Annotated in this window: 15 protein-coding genes; 4 read left to right on the top strand and 11 right to left on the bottom strand. The window is 64.3% G+C overall.

Annotated features, from left to right (window positions below; genetic code table 11):
- Nucleotides 1-81: 81 nt before the first annotated feature.
- From ACP15W_RS11800 to trpA, 3 genes are all read right to left on the bottom strand, one after another.
- A complete protein-coding gene (locus ACP15W_RS11800; protein ID WP_424933097.1) occupies nucleotides 82-1,740 on the bottom strand; it encodes a capsular polysaccharide synthesis protein in 1,659 nt (552 codons plus the stop codon).
- Nucleotides 1,737-3,047, bottom strand: a complete 1,311-nt coding sequence (locus tag ACP15W_RS11795) for a TAXI family TRAP transporter solute-binding subunit (protein ID WP_424933096.1) — start codon at nucleotides 3,045-3,047, stop codon at nucleotides 1,737-1,739. The genes ACP15W_RS11800 and ACP15W_RS11795 overlap by 4 nt, the downstream gene beginning before the upstream one ends.
- Nucleotides 3,048-3,119: 72 nt before the next feature.
- Nucleotides 3,120-3,911, bottom strand: a complete 792-nt coding sequence (trpA, locus tag ACP15W_RS11790; protein WP_424933095.1) for a tryptophan synthase subunit alpha — start codon at nucleotides 3,909-3,911, stop codon at nucleotides 3,120-3,122.
- A 145-nt stretch (nucleotides 3,912-4,056) separates the two neighbouring features.
- Here trpA and ACP15W_RS11785 point away from each other — a divergent pair, with 145 nt between their 5' ends.
- Nucleotides 4,057-5,025: an AEC family transporter gene (locus ACP15W_RS11785; RefSeq protein ID WP_424933094.1), complete on the top strand. Its 969-nt coding sequence runs from the start codon at nucleotides 4,057-4,059 to the stop codon at nucleotides 5,023-5,025.
- A gap of 19 nt (nucleotides 5,026-5,044) precedes the next feature.
- Here the strand turns inward: ACP15W_RS11785 and ACP15W_RS11780 are convergent, their stop codons facing one another.
- Together ACP15W_RS11780 and rbfA are read right to left on the bottom strand one after the other, a co-directional pair.
- Nucleotides 5,045-5,365, bottom strand: coding sequence for a hypothetical protein (locus ACP15W_RS11780; RefSeq protein ID WP_424933093.1), 321 nt, complete (start codon nucleotides 5,363-5,365; stop codon nucleotides 5,045-5,047).
- Nucleotides 5,366-5,393: 28 nt separating this feature from the next.
- Nucleotides 5,394-5,798, bottom strand: coding sequence for a 30S ribosome-binding factor RbfA (gene rbfA / locus ACP15W_RS11775; RefSeq protein ID WP_424933092.1), 405 nt, complete (start codon nucleotides 5,796-5,798; stop codon nucleotides 5,394-5,396).
- A gap of 57 nt (nucleotides 5,799-5,855) precedes the next feature.
- Here rbfA and dapB point away from each other — a divergent pair, with 57 nt between their 5' ends.
- On the top strand, nucleotides 5,856-6,695 hold the full coding sequence (dapB, locus tag ACP15W_RS11770) for a 4-hydroxy-tetrahydrodipicolinate reductase (protein ID WP_424933090.1): 840 nt from the start codon (nucleotides 5,856-5,858) through the stop codon (nucleotides 6,693-6,695).
- A 78-nt stretch (nucleotides 6,696-6,773) separates the two neighbouring features.
- On the opposite strand, the gene ACP15W_RS11765 is transcribed toward dapB, so the two are convergent.
- The gene (locus ACP15W_RS11765) at nucleotides 6,774-8,723 is read right to left on the bottom strand and encodes a PAS domain-containing protein (RefSeq protein WP_424933089.1); all 1,950 of its coding nucleotides are present in this window, start codon (nucleotides 8,721-8,723) and stop codon (nucleotides 6,774-6,776) included.
- 202 nt (nucleotides 8,724-8,925) lie between these two features.
- Between ACP15W_RS11765 and ACP15W_RS11760 the strand changes: the two genes are divergently transcribed.
- Both ACP15W_RS11760 and ACP15W_RS11755 read left to right on the top strand, forming a co-directional pair.
- A complete protein-coding gene (locus ACP15W_RS11760) occupies nucleotides 8,926-10,182 on the top strand; it encodes a multidrug effflux MFS transporter (protein ID WP_424933088.1) in 1,257 nt (418 codons plus the stop codon).
- Nucleotides 10,179-11,066, top strand: a complete 888-nt coding sequence (locus tag ACP15W_RS11755) for a DMT family transporter (protein ID WP_424933086.1) — start codon at nucleotides 10,179-10,181, stop codon at nucleotides 11,064-11,066. Before ACP15W_RS11760 ends, ACP15W_RS11755 begins: the two co-directional genes overlap by 4 nt.
- Nucleotides 11,067-11,078: 12 nt before the next feature.
- Here ACP15W_RS11755 and murD read toward each other — a convergent pair whose 3' ends face one another.
- The 5 genes from murD to ACP15W_RS11730 form a co-directional block, all read right to left on the bottom strand.
- On the bottom strand, nucleotides 11,079-12,488 hold the full coding sequence (murD, locus tag ACP15W_RS11750; RefSeq protein ID WP_424933085.1) for a UDP-N-acetylmuramoyl-L-alanine--D-glutamate ligase: 1,410 nt from the start codon (nucleotides 12,486-12,488) through the stop codon (nucleotides 11,079-11,081).
- A gap of 93 nt (nucleotides 12,489-12,581) precedes the next feature.
- The gene (locus tag ACP15W_RS11745) at nucleotides 12,582-13,187 is read right to left on the bottom strand and encodes an ATP-dependent Clp protease proteolytic subunit (RefSeq protein ID WP_424933084.1); all 606 of its coding nucleotides are present in this window, start codon (nucleotides 13,185-13,187) and stop codon (nucleotides 12,582-12,584) included.
- 39 nt (nucleotides 13,188-13,226) lie between these two features.
- Complete coding sequence (mraY, locus tag ACP15W_RS11740) at nucleotides 13,227-14,312, bottom strand: phospho-N-acetylmuramoyl-pentapeptide-transferase (RefSeq protein WP_424933083.1); 1,086 nt, start codon at nucleotides 14,310-14,312, stop codon at nucleotides 13,227-13,229.
- 10 nt (nucleotides 14,313-14,322) lie between these two features.
- Nucleotides 14,323-15,768 carry a UDP-N-acetylmuramoyl-tripeptide--D-alanyl-D-alanine ligase gene (locus ACP15W_RS11735; RefSeq protein ID WP_424933082.1) on the bottom strand — a complete coding sequence of 482 codons (1,446 nt, stop codon included), beginning with the start codon at nucleotides 15,766-15,768 and terminating at the stop codon, nucleotides 14,323-14,325.
- Complete coding sequence (locus tag ACP15W_RS11730; protein ID WP_424933081.1) at nucleotides 15,765-17,285, bottom strand: UDP-N-acetylmuramoyl-L-alanyl-D-glutamate--2,6-diaminopimelate ligase; 1,521 nt, start codon at nucleotides 17,283-17,285, stop codon at nucleotides 15,765-15,767. The genes ACP15W_RS11735 and ACP15W_RS11730 overlap by 4 nt, the downstream gene beginning before the upstream one ends.
- Nucleotides 17,286-17,308 lie beyond the last annotated feature (23 nt).

Here is a 17,308-nt window from a genome sequence, read left to right as displayed (position 1 = left end):
TCGCCAGCCTTCTGGATGGCGCTCCGCGGCTTCGCTCTCAAATTTGAACGCAGCGATCGATGGATCCGGACCAGTGGGCTTTCACATGTGATCGGGGGCGAGCAGGGCGTGCAGCAAGGGGGTATCTTCGGGCAGGCACGCGAGTTCGGCTGCAATCTTCGGGGGCAGGCCCGTGCGCCCGGTTTCGGGTTCTCGTTCCAACTGCCTGAGAGCGGAGATGACGGCCACGCGGCTTTCCCGATCCAGGTGAAGGCTGTTGACGCGCCGCATCAGCTCCGTGGCCTGCGGCGAGAGCCCGCGGTTGGCGCTCGGAGTGGCGCGAATATCCTGCGCCAGATCGGGCGCATCCAGCAGCGCGCAAAGCCGTTCTGCCCAATCACCGGCGAGGTCCGCCCAGACGATCCTGTCCGTCCCGTAGGCTTCTCGGAGGCGGCGCTCGAGGGCACCGTGGTCCAGCATCAGTTGGACCCGGGGCAGTTCGCGCATCTGCTCCACGGTCATGTCCGTGCCGTAGTGCTGCTCCGGCACGGGAGGATTGACGATGAATTGCTGGTGGATCGAGCGTAGCCACCCATCTGGATCGCGGGAATTGACGAACAGGGTCACGTCATGATGCTTCAACCGTGCGCGCAGCGCCTCCAGGCGTTCGGGCTGGAAGTCGAGCAGGTGAAACGTCAACCCTTCCGCGGAGATCAAGGTGATCGGCGCGCCGTGGTCATAGAGAACGAGATCCAGCGCGGACCCCGGTCCAGCTGAAGCATTGCCGGGATCGGACCGGCTCGATTCGGACGGTTTTCGCTCCTGCCGGTGCGGTGTCTTGCCCATCAGGAAATTCACCAGCTCCTGGTGCTTGGGGTGGTCGCGACCAGGCTTGGTGGGAGGATAGACGATCCCACGTTCCGCCAGGGCCGCGCGCGCCGTCTCCGCCCAGTTCTGGATCGTGGTGGTCGCGGTTTTCGGGAGGCCGACATGGAGAACGATGCGCTTGCGGCTTGGCGTGGCGCCACCCAGACGCCGGATGAGCACGTCCTGCAACGAGCCACTTGGCGGCGAATGACGGACTAGCGCGGACAGGTCCATGACGGGAATCGATGCTTCCGACAGAACCCGAAGATCCTGGAGAACTGGCGGTTCATCTGGCCGTGAGGCATTCGGGGCGAACTGGAAACGGTGTTTCGCTTTCAAACGCGGCCCGCCATCCCACGCGGCAGCGAGCTCGGGATCGCGGCGCAGCATGTCGGCAAAGAGTTCCTGCATCCAGACCAGGTTCTGGGGCGCCTTTTGCATGGTGGGCATGGAACGTGCGTTCTCGGCGAGGCGCGATATCATCGTTCCGCCCGGCACCGAGGCAAGGAACCAGGTTGCAATGGGGCGTGCCGGGTCTGGGCGCCGGAAGGCAAAAAAGCCTTCCGTAAGGGCATTCGGCAACCAGTCATCGAGCGGGCGGGCGCAAAAAACGTTCGGGTTGGCCCAGACGCCGCCATACTGGCGCAGGAGCGCCAGGCGCAGCAGACCGCTTTGCAGCGCGGGCGAATGCGCGGGAGCCAGCGCCCAGGCAACTGTTTCCGGGTCAAGCGCGTCCGCAACGCTGCGCCGGTCAAGTGCGCGGAGATCCCATCCCGAATGCATGTGCCAGGATTTCAGACCTTGTTGGGCGAGCGCAGGGGCATTGTCCCAGTTGGACCTGAACGTCCAGACGATCCGGGGGAGCGGGCTTCCCTCTGCCGTTTCCCGCGTCACGCCGTCCGGCTCGCTTCCTTGCGGCGGGCCAGTTCCCGGCGCACCAGATCAATATGGATGCGCATGGTGTAGGCGTATTCGCGATACTTCATCGGCAAGGCGAGGCGGGCAACCTCCTGTTCGACGAGCGCGAGGCGCTCTTCGAGATCGCGGATCTGCTCGGGGCTTTCGGCCTGCGCGGCTTCGTGCTCGATCTCGCGCAGTTCGGGGTATCGCCGATAAACCCGTGCGCGCATCTGCCATTCATAGAGGCCGGGAAGAATGCGCATGAGCGGGACGATGATCACCAGAAGCGGAACGAGGAGCAGGGCCACGCTGTTGATCTGCGCCACCGCCCAGAAGGGCAGATAGCGATAGAGCGGACTGGGCGGTTTCTCCATCAGGTCTTCCGCCTGGGCGTTGACGGGCATGGAAAGGCCGGTGGTCGAGGGAAACTCGTTCTCGTCGGTGATGAGATCGCGGCCCGAATGGATCTGGCGCGCGGCATCGATCAACCGATCAACCAGCGCCGGGTGGAGATCGGCGGAGGCCACGAGCGCACCGATCATCGCGATCATGGCGATGTCTTCCGGAGGGCGTTCCGAGGCGTAGTCGAAGCCCGAGCGGGGAATTGTGACTTGGCGAACGAAGGAAAGCTGGCGCGCGATTGCGGCACCATCCCTGATCGCGACGGCCGTAACATCATCATCCACGAAAAGCGGTTGGAGATAGGGGGCGGAGACCGGGGCGACATAGATCGCGGCGTCGATCTCTCCCGCGAGGAGGGCTTCGGTTGCCGCGGATCCGCCCAGGGGCAGAAAGGTGTTATCCGGCATCTCTGAGCCGATGACGTTGGAAAGTGCGTCGATCACGAAGCGGGTGCCGCTGCCTTCGCCGCCGCCTGCGATGCGCAGCCCCTGCCATCTGGTCGGGTCGGCCTCCTCGGACAGGGCCCCTTCGTTCATGATCCAGAGCGGTTCGAGAAAGACTGCGGCAAGGGCCTCCACCGGGCGTCCTTCGGGAACCGGCACACCGCCCTGGAGGAGGGCGACATCCGCATCGGCCTCCGGGCCGCCGACCCGCTCGGCATTCTCGAGCGAACCTGCCGTCTCGATGATTTCCACCGTGATATCGCTCTCGGCGAGAATGCTGCGATAGCGCTGGGCGAGATCGTAGTAGGCGCTGCCTTCGCTGCCGGCTGCGAACGTCACGGAATCGGGGGGCAGGAGGTCGAGGGCGCGCTGATAGACCGCGTAGAGTATGGCGGCCGCAGCGAGGACGAAAAGCAGAAGCTGAACCCAGGTGAGATCCAGACGGTCAAGCTTCATTGCCGATCACTCCCTCGATGGTGGCCATGCTACCCGGTCGATGCGCCGGGGCCGTGCAGGTGAGTTTGCCTCTCAGGCCTCATGGACGGCATCCGCCAGGGTCTTGACGAAGGCCAGCACGTCATCGACCTTCTCGCCGCGCCCGATGCGCTCCACGATGGCCGAGCCCACCACGGCGCCATCGGCGATCTTCGCGATCGCGGTCGCGGTTTCCGGCGACTTGATGCCGAAGCCGACGCAGACGGGCAGGTCGGTGGAGGACTTGATGCGGGTGATCTCGGGGGCGATGGCCTCCGCGTTAGCCTCTGCCGATCCGGTGATCCCGGTGATCGAGACGTAATAGACGAAGCCCGAGGTGTTGGTGAGGACGGCAGGCAGGCGTTTGGCGTCCGAGGTGGGGGTTGCGAGGCGGATGAAATCGACACCGACCTCGAGCGCGGGCAGGCAGAGCTCCTCGTCCTCCTCGGGGGGCAGATCCACGACGATCAGCCCGTCGACGCCGGCGGACTGGGCTTCCTGCAGGAAGGTGGAAACACCGCGGGAATAGATCGGGTTGTAGTACCCCATGAGGACGATGGGCGTGGTCGTGTTCTTCTCGCGGAAGCTGCGCACCATATCGAGCGTGCGGTCCATCGTCTGGCCCGCTTCGAGCGCGCGCTGTCCCGCGAGCTGGATCGCGGGGCCGTCCGCCATGGGGTCGGTGAAGGGCATGCCCATCTCGATGACGTCCACGCCGGCATCGGGCAATCCGCAGATCAGTTCGAGCGAAACCTCCGGGCCGGGGTCACCGGCCATTACGAAGGCCACGAAGGCCTTGCGATCTTGGGACTTCAGGCGAGCGAAGGTTTCCGCAATCCGGGTCATGGGCGTCCTCTCTTGAACCAGCTTCCGGTTAGATCAATTCCGGGCCGGATTGAAGCCGAATCCGAATGCGCGGCCCCACCCTTGTGTTTGCAGGCGGGGGCTGTGCACAAGAAAGCGGTGGTTTTGCTTCTGGAGTATCTGGTCCTTGCTTGGTGTTTTCTCGACGACCGGTGTGCTCTTCCTGTTGATCGCACTTGGATACGTGTCCGTCCTCAAGGGGGTTTTCAGCAAGGACGACCTGAGGGTGTTCGGGCGGTTCGTGGTGAATTTCGCACTGCCCGCCCTCATCTTCCGGACGCTGGTGACGGCCGAGCTCAGCGAGGTCATAGATCTTGGCTATCTGGCGGCCTATCTGACCGGGTCGCTCGCGGCGTTCGCCATCGGCTATTTCGTGAGCCGCCGGCTCCTTGGCATGACGCCCGCCGCCTCGACCTTCCAGGGAATGGGGACGTCCTGCTCGAACAGCGGGTTCGTGGGGTATCCGCTCATGCTCATGACCCTGCCGTCCTTGGCGCCCGGCGTGCTGGCGCTCAGCATGGTCGTCGAGAACCTCGTGATGATTCCGATCGTGCTCGTTCTGGCCGAGATGGCGACGGGGCGGGGTACGAGCCGCCGTGCGGTGCTTCGCGACGTGTTTCGGCGGCTGCTGTTGCGCAATCCCATCGTGATCGCGCTGATCCTGGGTCTCGTCATCGCGATGCTCGGGATCGAACTGCCGCGGATCATCTTCGAACCAATCGCGATCATCGCCTCCTCAAGTGCGGCCATTTCGCTGATGGTGATCGGTGGCACGCTTGTGGGATTGCCGCTGAAGAAGATCGATGCGCGCGTGCTGCTCGTGGTCATCGGCAAGCTGGCGATCTTTCCCTGCATGGTGTGGCTCGCGATCAAGTTTTACGGGCTCGGGGGATTCGCGCCCGGCAGCGTGGGCATGATGCAGGCGGCGGTGCTGAATGCCGCGGTGCCGACGGCGGGTGTCTATCCGATCATTGCGCAGCGATACGGGGAGGAAGACAGCGCGGCGCTTGCGATGCTCGTGATGGTGTGTCTGTCGTTCTTCACCATCAGTTTCTGGGTCGCCGGTCTCGAGCTTCACCCGGTCGGGGGGATGTGACCGGGGTCTCGTCCTCTCGCTAGTCGGAGGGCGCGTCTGGTGTCTCGGGGGGCGTGCGCGGCAGGAGGCCGTTCGAGAGCAGGCGCTGATTCAGCACGAAGTTCTCGACGCTGAGTTTGACGATTGTGCTCAGGGCTATGGCAAGCTGCGGGTCGCGGCCGATCCCGCGCAGTTCGTAATCGCGGAACATCTCGGCAATCTGGGAGGCCATCAGCTCGTAGGCAGCGTCGCGGTCGATGTCGAGGCCGGACCAGTCGATGGGGTCCCTAGCTTCGGCATCCTTGGCGAAACTGGCAAGAAGGCGGTGATCCAGCGCATTGGTGGGCGTGTCGCTGCTCATGCCGAGGCGCCGGACCGCGGAGCGGTGGTCATTCCAGGTCGCGCCGAACCGGGGGCGAATCGAGCAGTTCGCGGGTGCGATCCATCTGATCGAACGTGCGATCGGGCTGGAACGTGAACTGGGGCGAGTATTTTAGCTCGATCTGGCCGGTGACCAGATGCCGGATCTCGGCCTTGCACCGGTTGAGAGCCGCGACCACCCCTTCGGTGTTCGTGCCGCCGAGGGGCAGGACGAAAGCGGTGGCGTGGCGCAGGTCGGGTGAGCAGCGAACCTCCGACACGGTGATGGAGACGCCCAAGAGTTCCGGGTCGTGCACCTCGCCGCGGGCGAGCACATCCGACAGCGCGCGCCGGATCAGTTCGGCCACGCGCAATTGCCGTTGGGTCGGGGCGCCGCCGGATCGCGCGGCGGATTGATGTCTTGTCTTTGCCATCGGCCTGAAATCTTATCGCGCCGCTGAGATGTCAAGAGGTAGTGAGGAGTCATTGCAATGAGCGGGCAGGTGGGGATAGCCGTGGCAGGTGCTGCAGGCCGGATGGGTCAGATGCTGGTCCGAGCCGTTCTGGAGGAACCCGGCGCCCGGTTGAGTGGCGTCACGGTGCGGCCCGGCCACGACTGGGTCGGGCGGGATCTCGGCGAGGCGATGGGCGGTGCGCCCCTGGGCGTGAGGGTGTCGGGCGATGCGCTTGAGGTGTTCGCGCAGTCGCAGGCGGTGCTGGATTTCACCACGCCGGAGGTGACGATCGCCAATGCCGAACTGGCCGCACAGGCACGGCTCGCCCATATCATCGGGACCACGGGGCTGGAGCGCGACGACCTTGAGAAGCTCGCGGCGGCAGCCCGCCATGCGGTGATCGTGCGTGCGGGCAACATGAGCCTGGGCGTGAACCTGCTTTCGGTGATCACACGCAAGGTCGCGGAGGTGCTCGGGCCATCGTTCGATATCGAGATCGTGGAGATGCATCACAACAAGAAGGTCGATGCGCCCTCCGGCACCGCGCTGATGCTCGGGGAGGCGGCCGCTGCGGGGCGACGCATCAACCTCGTCGATCATGCCGAGCGCGGGCGCGACGGAATCACCGGGCCGCGGGGGGAAAACGCGATCGGATTCGCCTCGCTTCGTGGGGGCGACGTTGTGGGTGAACACGAGGTCATTTTCGCCGGGGCGGGCGAACGTTTGGTACTCGGACATATCGCCACGGACCGCATGCTGTTCGCCCGCGGTGCGGTGCGCGCGGCAATGTGGGGCCAGAGCCAGCCGCCCGGTCATTACAACATGCTCGATGTGCTTGGTCTTCGCGACGCGGAGGCGGAACTGCCGGATCGCTAAGTGGGATGGGGCCGGGGCGATAGGCGTTTAGCCCCGCCAAGCCGGCGCCGGGCTTGCCCGGTCGCTCCCGACCGCGATCTATTGCATCGGAGGTGCGCCCGTGGGGTGGAGCATGGCCCGGATATGGGCGGCCAGTTCCTCGGGCGGGCTCGGCTTGTGAAGCAGCGGGCCGGCGGCATCTCCCATCTGGTCGTCGGCGAATCCGGTGTAGCCGGACATGTAGATCACGGGCAGGGTGGGGCGCCGCGAGCGCAGCCGCCGGGCGAGCTCGAAGCCGCCGACCCCGCCCGGCATGACCACATCCGTAAGCAGAAGGTCGAAATTCAGGCCGGATTCGACCATTTCGAGGGCCTTCTTGCCGGAGTCTGCACTCACCACGTCATAGCCGAGCATTTCAATCATCACTTCCATCACGGTTCGGAGCTCGGCTTCGTCCTCCACCAGGAAGATGCGCTCGCCCTGGCCGTTTTCGGGATCGTCGGGTTCGACGGTTTCGATTTTCTCCGGCATGCCCTGCGGAAGGTTCAGACTCATACGTGAGCCGACCCCCGGTTCGGAGGATACGTTGAACTCTCCTTTCGCCTGCTGGACAAAGCCGTAGACCATGGCAAGGCCGAGACCGGTCCCGGTGGCGGGAGATTTCGTCGTGAAGAAGGGGTCCGTCGCGCGGCTGCGCACGGCTTCGCTCATTCCGGGGCCATTGTCCGTCACTGCAATTTCCACGAGACGTTTGTCATCAACGCCTTCAGCGTACAATGCGCGGGCGGAAAGAATAATGGTGTCGCCGCGTTCGCCGGAGATGATGGCATCCCGGCTGTTGACGACAAGGTTGAGCAGGGCACCCTCCAACTGCCCCCGGTCGGCATGGACCCAAAGATCCTTTTCCGGGCAATCGATACGAATCTCGATCGATTCCTCGATGGCGGGGCGGGCGAGGTCGAGCAGTCCCTGAAGCAACTCCCCGACGCGCAGCGACTTGGGTTTACCGGGTTGTTCACGTGCGAAGGCGAGCAACCGGCGGGTCATGACGGTGGCACGTTCGACAGAGTCGAGCGCGGATTTCAGGTAGGTGCGGGCAAGTTCCGGTGTGCTGGCCGACTGCGCGAGTTCCATGGAATAACGCATGGTTGCCAGCAGGTTGTTGAAATCATGGGCGATACCGCCTGTCAGTTGTCCGAGGGCGTCGAGCCGGTTCGAGCGCTCGATGCGCTGGCGGCCAAGTTCCTGCTCGGTCACGTCCTCGATCACGACAACACTGGCAACTTCGGAGCCAGGCTCGTCGATTGGCACGGTCGAAATGCGGACATAGAGATCCGACCGGCCCGAACCGGGGGACATGATGCAGATTTCGCCCTTGAGGCGTTCACCGCTCAGGGCGCGGCCAATCGGATTTTCGGCGGGCTCCAGGGATTCGCAGCGTTCGCTGCGCTTGAATTTGATACGTTCGGGCCAGGGCTGGGGCAGTTTTTCCTCAAGCCCGAGGAGCGCGCGTGCTGCCGGATTGGCGCTCGCGATCACGTGCCCGCTTGTCAGACCGATGATCCCGTTGGCGGCCGCTTCGATCTCGATGCGCAGACGCGCGTTGGCTTGTCGCAGGTCTTCCTCGACGGTCTTGAGCGCGGTGAGATCGTGATGCGAACCAAGCAGGCGGATCGGTTTGCCGGTTTCGTCCCTGATTGCGATACCCCGGCACCTCACCCAGACGGTATGCCCCTCTGCATGCCGGTATCGCACGATCTGATCGTAGGGGTGCCGTTCATCCTCACAATGCTTGAGGAAGTTCGATACGCAGAGTTCGAGATCCTCGGGGTGGATCAGATCCTGCCATTCGCTGGAAAGATGCTCCTTCTCGTCAGGGTCTATACCCAGGAGTTGCCAGAATTCCGGGCTCATCCATTCATGGTTGGTATCGACGAGATCCCAATACCAGACCCCGTCGAGGGAACTCTTCTGAACGAAGGACCAAGCTTCCGAATTTGTGCGAATCAGGTCTTCGAGTTCTCGCTCGAGATAATGCTTTTCAGGCATGGGATAAAATGACTTCCGATCTTGCCGCGCTCCGTTCCGTACCGGCGGGCCTCAATATGTCACATCAATATTTCACAACCATTGCGATCAATCGATCCCCTTGCATGGGGCGCACGCCCGATTGCTCGGTATGGCAATGCGGGCGGCTTCCATGTAGTGACCGGCTGTGGCCCTCATTTTCGGGCCTCGGGACATGAGACCCATGACGACACAATCGCCTTCCCTGGACGCGCCTGTCTGGCTCGACCGTTTCACGCCGCCTGTTCTTCTGACGCTGGTCCTGGCGACCGGTCTCGCGGCGCTCAACATGAACATTATCCTTCCGTCGCTGCCGCGGATCGCGGAGTATTACGGCGAGGACTACGCACTCGTTCAGCTTGCCGTCTCCGGCTACCTCGCCACAACGGCCGTCCTGCAACTGGTCATCGGGCCGCTCTCGGACCGTTATGGTCGGCGACCGGTGCTGCTTGCATCTTTCGTGGTTTTCCTGCTTGCAACCGTAGGATGTATTCTCGCCCCAAGTTTCGAAATCTTTCTCCTCTGCCGGTTGATACAGACGAGCGTTTCTTCCGGCATCGCGCTGAGCCGGGCAATCCTGCGTGACATGGTGCCGCCGGACCGCGCCGCGAGTATGCTGGGTTACGTCACGATGGGCATGGCAGTGGCGCCCATGGTGGGGCCGATGATCGGCGGGGTTCTCGATCAATGGTTCGGCTGGCAGGCGGTCTTCGGACTCACGCTCGCTTTCGGCTGTCTGGTACTAGCAATGGTCTGGGCCGATCTCGGAGAGACGAACACCTCGCGATCCGCCGACTTCGCCGCCCAGTTCCGGGCGCTGCCAGAGCTTGCGCGTTCGCGGCGGTTCTGGGGCTATTCGGCGAGTGCCGCCTTCGCGTCCGGCGCGTTCTTCGCGTTTCTGGGGGGCGGGCCCTTCGTGGCGACGGTCATGCTCGACATGTCCTCCTCCGAACTTGGCCTCTATTTCGGGCTCATCGCGGTGGGCTACATGGGCGGGAACTTCGTCTCGGCGCGGGTGACCGAACGGGTCGGCATGAACCGGATGATGGTCGCGGGCGCAGTGACGGCCACCATCGGGGTGGTGCTCATCTTCGTCTTCATGTCGATGCCCGTCCTGCATCCCTTGTCCTTCTTCGGGCCGATGGTGCTGATCGGGTTCGGCAACGGCCTGACGCTGCCGAGCGCCAATGCCGGAACGGTCTCGGTGCGGCCTCACCTGGCAGGCAGTGCGTCGGGGATCGGCGGGGCGATGATGATCGGCGGTGGCGCGGCGCTGTCGGCGCTTGCCGGCGCACTGCTCGGGCCGGGAACCGGGCCGTGGCCACTGCTTGTCATCATGCTGGTTTCCGAGGTCTGCTGCATTCTTGCCGCCCTCGACGTGATCCGCACGGCGCGTCGCAGGGGCGAGGATCCCTACGGGTTTCCCGTTTCGAAACGATGACGCGCACCTCGCTTGCAGATGCGTCGCCCAATGCCCGGGGTGCGGCCTTCATGGTGCTCGCCATGGCGGGGTTCTCCTCGAACGACGCGCTCATCAAGCTGGTCTCGCAGGACATTCCGCTATTTCAGGCGATCTTCCTGCGCGGCGTTATCGTCTCGGCCGCATTCGGGTTGATCGCCTATGCGACAGGGGTTCTGAAATCGGTGCACAGCCGACGTGACCGGCGCGCGCTTCTGGGCCGGACAACAGGCGAAACGCTGGGCGCGTTCTGTTTCCTGACGGCGCTGACGCAACTGCCGATCGCCAATGCGACCGCGATCCTTCAGAGCATGCCGCTGGCCATCACGCTCGGTGCTGCATTTCTCCTGCACGAACCTGTCGGTTGGAAGCGGTATGCGGCCATCGCGGTAGGCTTCCTCGGTGTTCTGGTGATCGTGCGGCCCGGGGCTGAAGGGTTCAACAGCTACGGCTTTCTCGCCATGGCGGCTGTCTTTCTGTTCACGCTGCGCGATCTCTCCACGCGGCAGATTTCCCCGGATGTGGCGACGGTCCTCGCGGCCTTCATCACATCGAGCATCACGACATGCGTCGCCGGGATCGTCTCGCTCTTCGGGGGGTGGGAAACGGTGACCGGCCTTAACGTGCTGACGCTCTTCGTGGGGGCCGGTTGCCTGATGGTGGGGTATCACTTCTCGATCATCGGAATGCGGACCGGTGACGTGGGGTTCGTTTCGCCGTTTCGCTACGCGCTGCTGATCTGGGCGATGATCCTGGGGTGGCTGATCTACGGCGACATTCCCGACATCTGGATGATTACGGGCGCGGGGATCGTTGTCGCCGCCGGATTCTACACGTTCTACGAGGAGCGTGCCCGGCGGAGGTGACAGGCCCGCCGGCTATTTCCGCGCGGTCAGCCGTTCCACTATCCGAGTGAAGGCATCTCCGCGGGCCTCGAAGCTGGAGAACTGGTCGAAGCTCGCACAGGCAGGTGCGAGAAGGATGGTGTCACCCGGTTCGGCCCGCTCGAAGGCCAGTGCAACCGCGGCATCCAGCGTTCCGCAGAGCGAGTAGGGGGAAGGGCCGAGTTGTGCGGCGAAGCTCTCCGCGGCCTCGCCAATCAGGTAGGAGTGGCGGAGCCTCTCGAACAGCGGTTCGAGGCTTGCGATGCCGCCTTCCTTGGCACGGCCCCCGGCGATCCAGTGGATGCGCTCGAAACTCGACAGTGACCGGCCTGCGGCATCCGCGTTCGTGGCCTTCGAGTCGTTGACGAAGCGGACGCCACCGACTTCCGCCACGAGCTGTGCCCGGTGCGGCAGGCCGGGATAGCTGGCCATGGCCTTCTCGATCTGACGAGGGCCGAGCCCGAGGCTGCGCGCGGCGGCATAGGCGGCGCAGGCATTCTGATGATTGTGGGCGCCGGGCAAGGTTGCGATGGGACGCAGGTCGAAGGACGCGAGCTGCCGCCCGTGGCGCCATTCGGCCAGGTGCCCCTTGCGGGCGAAGACGGACCAGCCGGGCCCTGCAAGCTTGCGACCGGAGGAAATGGTGATCACCGGTTCGCCGCTATCTGCCATTTCGCGCATGACATTGGCCAGAAAGCGGCCTTCGTGCTCATCCACGCCGATGATGCTCCGACCGGGCCCGCCCTGGGTGAAGAGGCGTTTCTTGGCGGCGAAATAGCCACCACGCCCGCCGTGGCGATCGAGATGGTCGGGGGAGAGATTGAGAAACACCGCGATGTCGGGTTGCAACGCGCGGGCGAGATCCGTCTGGTACGAAGAGAGCTCCAGCACCACGATCATGCCGTCATCCGCCGGTTCGAGATCCAGGACGCCGCGGCCGATATTTCCGCCCATCTGCACCGGCCGTCCTGCATCGGACAGAATATGGGTGAGCAGTGCGGTTGTCGTCGATTTGCCATTGGAGCCGGTGATGCAGACCACCTGCGGCACCCGGTCGAACTCGTCCCATTCCTCGGTTGCGAAGGACCGGAAGAACAGGCCGACATCGTTGTCGACCGCAACGCCTGCGTCCCAGGCGGCGGCTATCGCCGGATGCGGGGCCGGGTAGAGATGCGGGATGCCGGGGCTGACGATCAGTGCCTTGACACCTTCGAGCGCCCCGGGCCGGGAAAGGTCCGCGATGGCAATCCCGTTGGCCTCGGCGGTTTCGCGCGCCGCTTCTCCGTCATCCCATGCAACGACTTCCGCACCGCCGGCCTTCAAGGCCTGAACGGCCGGAAATCCCGAGCGGCCAAGGCCCAGGACCGCGACCTTGTGGCCATCATATCCACGGACGGGGATCATGGTTTGCTCATCCGGCGTGTCGGGCAGAGCACGGTGTCTTGTGCAAGCTTCATGATGTCATGCCGAATGAGCTTCTTGTCAGGTGTGCCGGTCTTAGCCGAGTTCCGTGACGGACCTGATGATCTTGTTGTTCAGACCGTAATCGATCGCTTCCGAGGCAGTGAGCCAGAAATCGCGGTGGGTGTCCTCGGCGATCTTCTCGGGGGTGTGGCCCGTGGCTTCGGCGAAGAGCTTGTGGAACCGCTCGCGCATGATGCGGATCTGTTCGGCCTGGATCATCATGTCCGTCGCCTGTCCGCCGATGCCGCCGCGGGGTTCGTGCAGCAGGAAGCGCGTGTTGGGCAGGCAGTAGCGGTTTTCCTTCGCGGCGCCGACAAAGATCAGGGCGCCCGCGCTCGCGACCCAGCCGGACCCGATCACACGCACCTTGGGTTTGATGAACTGGATCATGTCGTGAACCATGTCGCCCGACTCGACGTGGCCGCCGGGCGAGGAAATGATCACGTTGATCGGATCGTCGCTTGCCTCGGCAAGGGCGAGCAGCTGGGTGACCGCACCACGGGCCAGCTTGTCGTTGATCGTGCCGGTGATGATCACGTTGCGGCTCTGGAAGAACAGGGCCTCGGCCTTTCCGGCCGGTGCCTTGTCGTCCGACTTGTCGTCTTCGGTCTCATCTTCGAGCACGGGATAGTGCAGCATTTTTCCGGAGCCTCCGAATTGTAGTTTGCGCGTGCGATTCTACCGCAGCTTGAGTGTCGCGAGCCCGATCATCGCGAGAATGAGCGAAATGATCCAGAACCGGATGACGATTTGTGGCTCGGCCCAGCCGAGTTTCTCGAAATGGTGGTGGATCGGCGCCATCAGGAAGACGCGCTTCTTCGTCCGTTTGTAATAGGCGACCTGAATGATGACGGAGAGCGCTTCCACCACGAAGAGCCCGCCAATGATCGCGAGCACGATCTCGTGCTTCGTGGCAACTGCGATCGCACCGAGTGCGCCGCCCAATGCCAGTGAGCCGGTATCGCCCATGAAGACAGCCGCAGGCGGAGCGTTATACCACAGGAACCCCAGGCCCCCGCCGATGAGGGCCGCGACGAAGATCAGGATCTCGCCGGTTCCGGGGACGAAGTGGAGCCCGAGGTAGTTGGTGAAATCGACCCGGCCGACCACATAGGCGATGATCCCGAAGGAGCCGGCTGCGATCATCACCGGCATGATGGCGAGGCCATCGAGACCGTCGGTGAGGTTCACGGCGTTTGCCGCGCCCACGATCACCAGCATGGCGAAGGGCACGAAGAGGAAGCTCAGTCCGAGCAGGTATTCCTTGAAGACCGGAAATGCGAGTTCGCCGGAAAGTTCCGAGGGGTGAAGATACATCGCCCACCCGCCCGCAATGGCGGCGATGGCGAAACCCGCGCCGAGCCGGACCCGGCCCGAGACGCCTGCGTGGTGCTGCTTGCGGACCTTGGCATAGTCATCCGCGAAGCCGATCAGGCCGAAGCCGAAGGTCACGAGCATCACGAGCCAGACGAAGCCGTTGTCCAGTCGCGCCCAGAGCAGGGTGGAAAAGAGAAGGGCCGATAAGATCAGCAGTCCGCCCATGGTGGGAGTTCCGGCCTTCGAGAGAATGTGGCCTTCGGGTCCGTCGGAGCGGATCGGCTGCCCCCGGCCCTGGCGCACGCGCAGGGTCTCGATCAGGGGACGGCCGAAGAGAAAGCCGAATATGAGGGCCGTGAGGAACGCGCCGCCCGCACGGAAGGTGATGTATCTGAAGACGTTCAGGAAGCTGATACTGTCCGACAGTTCGGCGAGATAATAGAGCATCTTCTCTGTGCTAGCCTTCCTCGGGGAGTTCCGGAGTTGCTTCGCCGAGCGACTTTATGGCGTCGACGACCAATCCCATTTTCGAGCCGAATGACCCCTTTACCATCGCAATGTCGCCGGCATCCAGCAACTTTCGTGCACGTGTGGCCATCTGGTCAGAGGACTGGAACCATTCGCCGCGCCTGTCCGGCGGAAGGGCCTCGTGAAGCGCCTGCATGCGTTCGCCGGCGCAGTGCACGACCGTGATGGCGTCCAGCGCAGGAACCTTGGCGAGGCCCGCGTGGAGGTGGATCTCCTCGGGGCCCAGTTCGAGCATGTCGCCCAGGAACGCGATACGCCGGCCCTTCGCCACGCGCCCGACATCATGCTGCGGCTCTTCGGCGGCGAGCACCTCGAGCGTTGCGGCAACCGCGGCCGGGTTGGCGTTGTAGCTTTCGTCGATCAGCGTGATGCTGCCATCCATGCCGGCAGGGCCAAGGTCGATCTTCCAGCGCGCGCCACGCCCATCCGGCGGTTCCCAGCTCGCGAGGCTGATCGCAGCACGGCCAACATCCGCGCCGAGGGCCTCGACGCAGGCTAGGACGCCAAGCGCATTCATTGCGAGATGGCGGCCGCGCGCGCCGATGCGGAAGTAGAAGGGGGTTCTGCCATTGCGCGCCGAGACCGAAGTGCCGGTCTTTCCGATTGCGGCTTCCACGAGGCGGAGTTCGGGGCGCCCGGTACTGCCGAAGCGGACCGGGGCGGCCCGGCGGTGACGGGCGGCGCGCAAGAGGGTCGGGTAGGTGGGCGTGTCACGGTTGAGGACGATGATGCCGCCGGGCTCGAGCCCCTCCATGATCGCGGCCTTTTCGCGGGCAATGCCACGGATGTCGCGGAAGGCCGCCAGGTGGACCGCCTCGACGGCGGTGATCAGGGCCACATCGGGCCTCGCAAGGCGCGAGAGCGGCGCGATCTCGCCCGGAGCATTCATGCCGATCTCGATCACGGCAAAGGCCGCATCCGCCGGCATGCGCGCGAGCGTGAGCGGCACCCCCCAGTGATTGTTGTAGCTCTTTTCGGCGGCATGGGTGATGGCCTGCGCACCAAGGACATGACGCAGCATTTCCTTGGAACTGGTCTTTCCGACGGATCCCGTCACGGCGACGAGCCTGCCTTGGAAGCGCGAACGTGCTGCGGTGGCAAGGGCGCGGAGACCTTCCAGCACGTCTGGGACCACCAGCAGGGGCGCATCGGCTGCGACCCCTTCGGGGTGGCGGGAGACGAGAGCCGCCCCAGCGCCCTTCTCGAAAGCCTGGGCTACGAAATCGTGCCCGTCGCGCACATCCTTCAGCGCGATGAAGAGGTCACCGGGCCGGAGCGTGCGGGTGTCGATGGAAACGCCTGTCGCAGTCCAGTCTGAAGGGCATGTGCCCCCTGTCGCGCGCACCGCTTCATCGCGGGTCCAGAGAGGTGTCATGCGCCGAGCCCGTCGAGTGCTGCAACAGCGACGCTGGCCTGTTCGATGTCGTCGAAGGGCAAAGTGTCGGAGCCGATGATCTGACCGGTTTCGTGGCCCTTGCCCGCGATGAGCAGGGCGTCGCCAGGCTGCAGCGTATCGACGGCCGCGAGGATGGCCTCGGCGCGGTCGCCGATCTCCGTGGCATCGGGACAGCCGGCGAGAATTTCGGCGCGGATCTCACCGGGGTCCTCATTGCGCGGGTTGTCGTCTGTCACGAAAATCACGTCTGCGGCGCGTGCGGCGGCAGCCCCCATGAGCGGGCGTTTGCCCCTGTCACGATCACCGCCGGCGCCGAAGACGACGATCAACCGGCCCATGGAATGAGGGCGAAGGGCGTTGATCGCGGTGGTGAGCGCGTCGGGCGTATGGGCGTAATCAACGAAAACCGAGGCACCGTTGGCGCGCGTTGCGGCGAGTTCCATCCGTCCGCGCACGGTCCGCAACTGCTCGATCGCAGGCAGGACGCTCTCCGGATCGCTGCCGGAGCCGATCGCGAGACCCGCGGCCATGAGCGCATTGCTGGCCTGGAAACCGCCGATCAGGTTGAGCCTCGCGCGTTGGCTCTTGCCCTTCCACGAGTAGAGAACCTCCTGGCCCGTCGCATCGAAACGCTGAGCGAGCAGGCGGAGGTCGGCAAGCTCCGTGCGGCCCACGGTAAGCACGCTCTGACCACGCTCCTGCGCGGCGGAAAGGACCATTCCGCCCTGAGGATCATCGAGGTTGATGACCGCCGTGCCGTTGCGCGGCAGGATCTTGCGGAAGAGGCGCAGTTTTGCGTCGAAATAGCTCTCGAAATCTGGGTGATAGTCGAGGTGGTCGCGGGTGATGTTCGTAAAGCCCGCAGCACTCAGGCGCACTCCGTCGAGGCGGCACTGGTCGAGCCCGTGGCTCGATGCCTCCATCGCGGCGTGGCTGACCCCTTGGTCGGTCAGGTCATCGAGCAGGCTGTGGAGTGTGATCGGTTCGGGTGTGGTGTGGCTCAGCGGCGCGGAAACCGCACCTTCGACACCCGTAGTGCCAAAGTTTACGGCCCGTTCGCCCATGGTTTCCCAGATCTGCCGCGTGAAGCTTGCCACCGATGTCTTGCCATTGGTGCCCGTAACCGCGACGATCACGTCGGGCTGACCGCCGAACCAGCGCGAGGCTGCTATGGCGAAGCTGTAGCGCGGATCTTCGGAGACGATCACCGGGATGTTCAGGGGGCCGATTTCGGCCTCGGCAAGTTCAAGCCCGCGCGGATCGGTGAGAACGGCAACCGCCCCCATGCGCAGGGCATAGGAAACGAATTCCGCGCCATGGGTATTGGATCCTGGAAGGGCCACGAAGAGGTGGCCCGGCTCGGTCTTCCGGCTGTCCACCGAGAGACCGGTGATCTCAGGAAGCACGCCCGCCCAGTCACCGCCCCGGCGGGTTCCGGTGAGAAGGCCGAGTGCCTCAAACCCGATCAGGGTATCTGTCCGCTTTGTTCCGGTCATCGCGCCCCGACTGTGACCCTCTA

The sequence above is a fragment of the Amaricoccus macauensis genome, from assembly GCF_049800915.1.
GTDB lineage: Bacteria > Pseudomonadota > Alphaproteobacteria > Rhodobacterales > Rhodobacteraceae > Amaricoccus > Amaricoccus macauensis_A.
Note: the sequence above shows the minus strand (reverse complement) of the source record. Positions and strands in the feature narration are given on the sequence as shown.

Coding starts and splice junctions, on each gene's coding strand:
- ACP15W_RS11760 (WP_424933088.1), top strand. CDS start 8,926: ATGACGACACAATCGCCTTCCCTGGACGCGCCTGTCTGGCTCGACCGT.
- ACP15W_RS11765 (WP_424933089.1), bottom strand. CDS start 8,723: ATGCCTGAAAAGCATTATCTCGAGCGAGAACTCGAAGACCTGATTCGC.
- ACP15W_RS11780 (WP_424933093.1), bottom strand. CDS start 5,365: ATGAGCAGCGACACGCCCACCAATGCGCTGGATCACCGCCTTCTTGCC.
- ACP15W_RS11745 (WP_424933084.1), bottom strand. CDS start 13,187: ATGCTGCACTATCCCGTGCTCGAAGATGAGACCGAAGACGACAAGTCG.
- dapB (WP_424933090.1), top strand. CDS start 5,856: ATGAGCGGGCAGGTGGGGATAGCCGTGGCAGGTGCTGCAGGCCGGATG.
- trpA (WP_424933095.1), bottom strand. CDS start 3,911: ATGACCCGGATTGCGGAAACCTTCGCTCGCCTGAAGTCCCAAGATCGC.
- ACP15W_RS11730 (WP_424933081.1), bottom strand. CDS start 17,285: ATGACCGGAACAAAGCGGACAGATACCCTGATCGGGTTTGAGGCACTC.
- ACP15W_RS11735 (WP_424933082.1), bottom strand. CDS start 15,768: ATGACACCTCTCTGGACCCGCGATGAAGCGGTGCGCGCGACAGGGGGC.
- mraY (WP_424933083.1), bottom strand. CDS start 14,312: ATGCTCTATTATCTCGCCGAACTGTCGGACAGTATCAGCTTCCTGAAC.
- rbfA (WP_424933092.1), bottom strand. CDS start 5,798: ATGGCAAAGACAAGACATCAATCCGCCGCGCGATCCGGCGGCGCCCCG.
- ACP15W_RS11755 (WP_424933086.1), top strand. CDS start 10,179: ATGACGCGCACCTCGCTTGCAGATGCGTCGCCCAATGCCCGGGGTGCG.
- ACP15W_RS11795 (WP_424933096.1), bottom strand. CDS start 3,047: ATGAAGCTTGACCGTCTGGATCTCACCTGGGTTCAGCTTCTGCTTTTC.
- murD (WP_424933085.1), bottom strand. CDS start 12,488: ATGATCCCCGTCCGTGGATATGATGGCCACAAGGTCGCGGTCCTGGGC.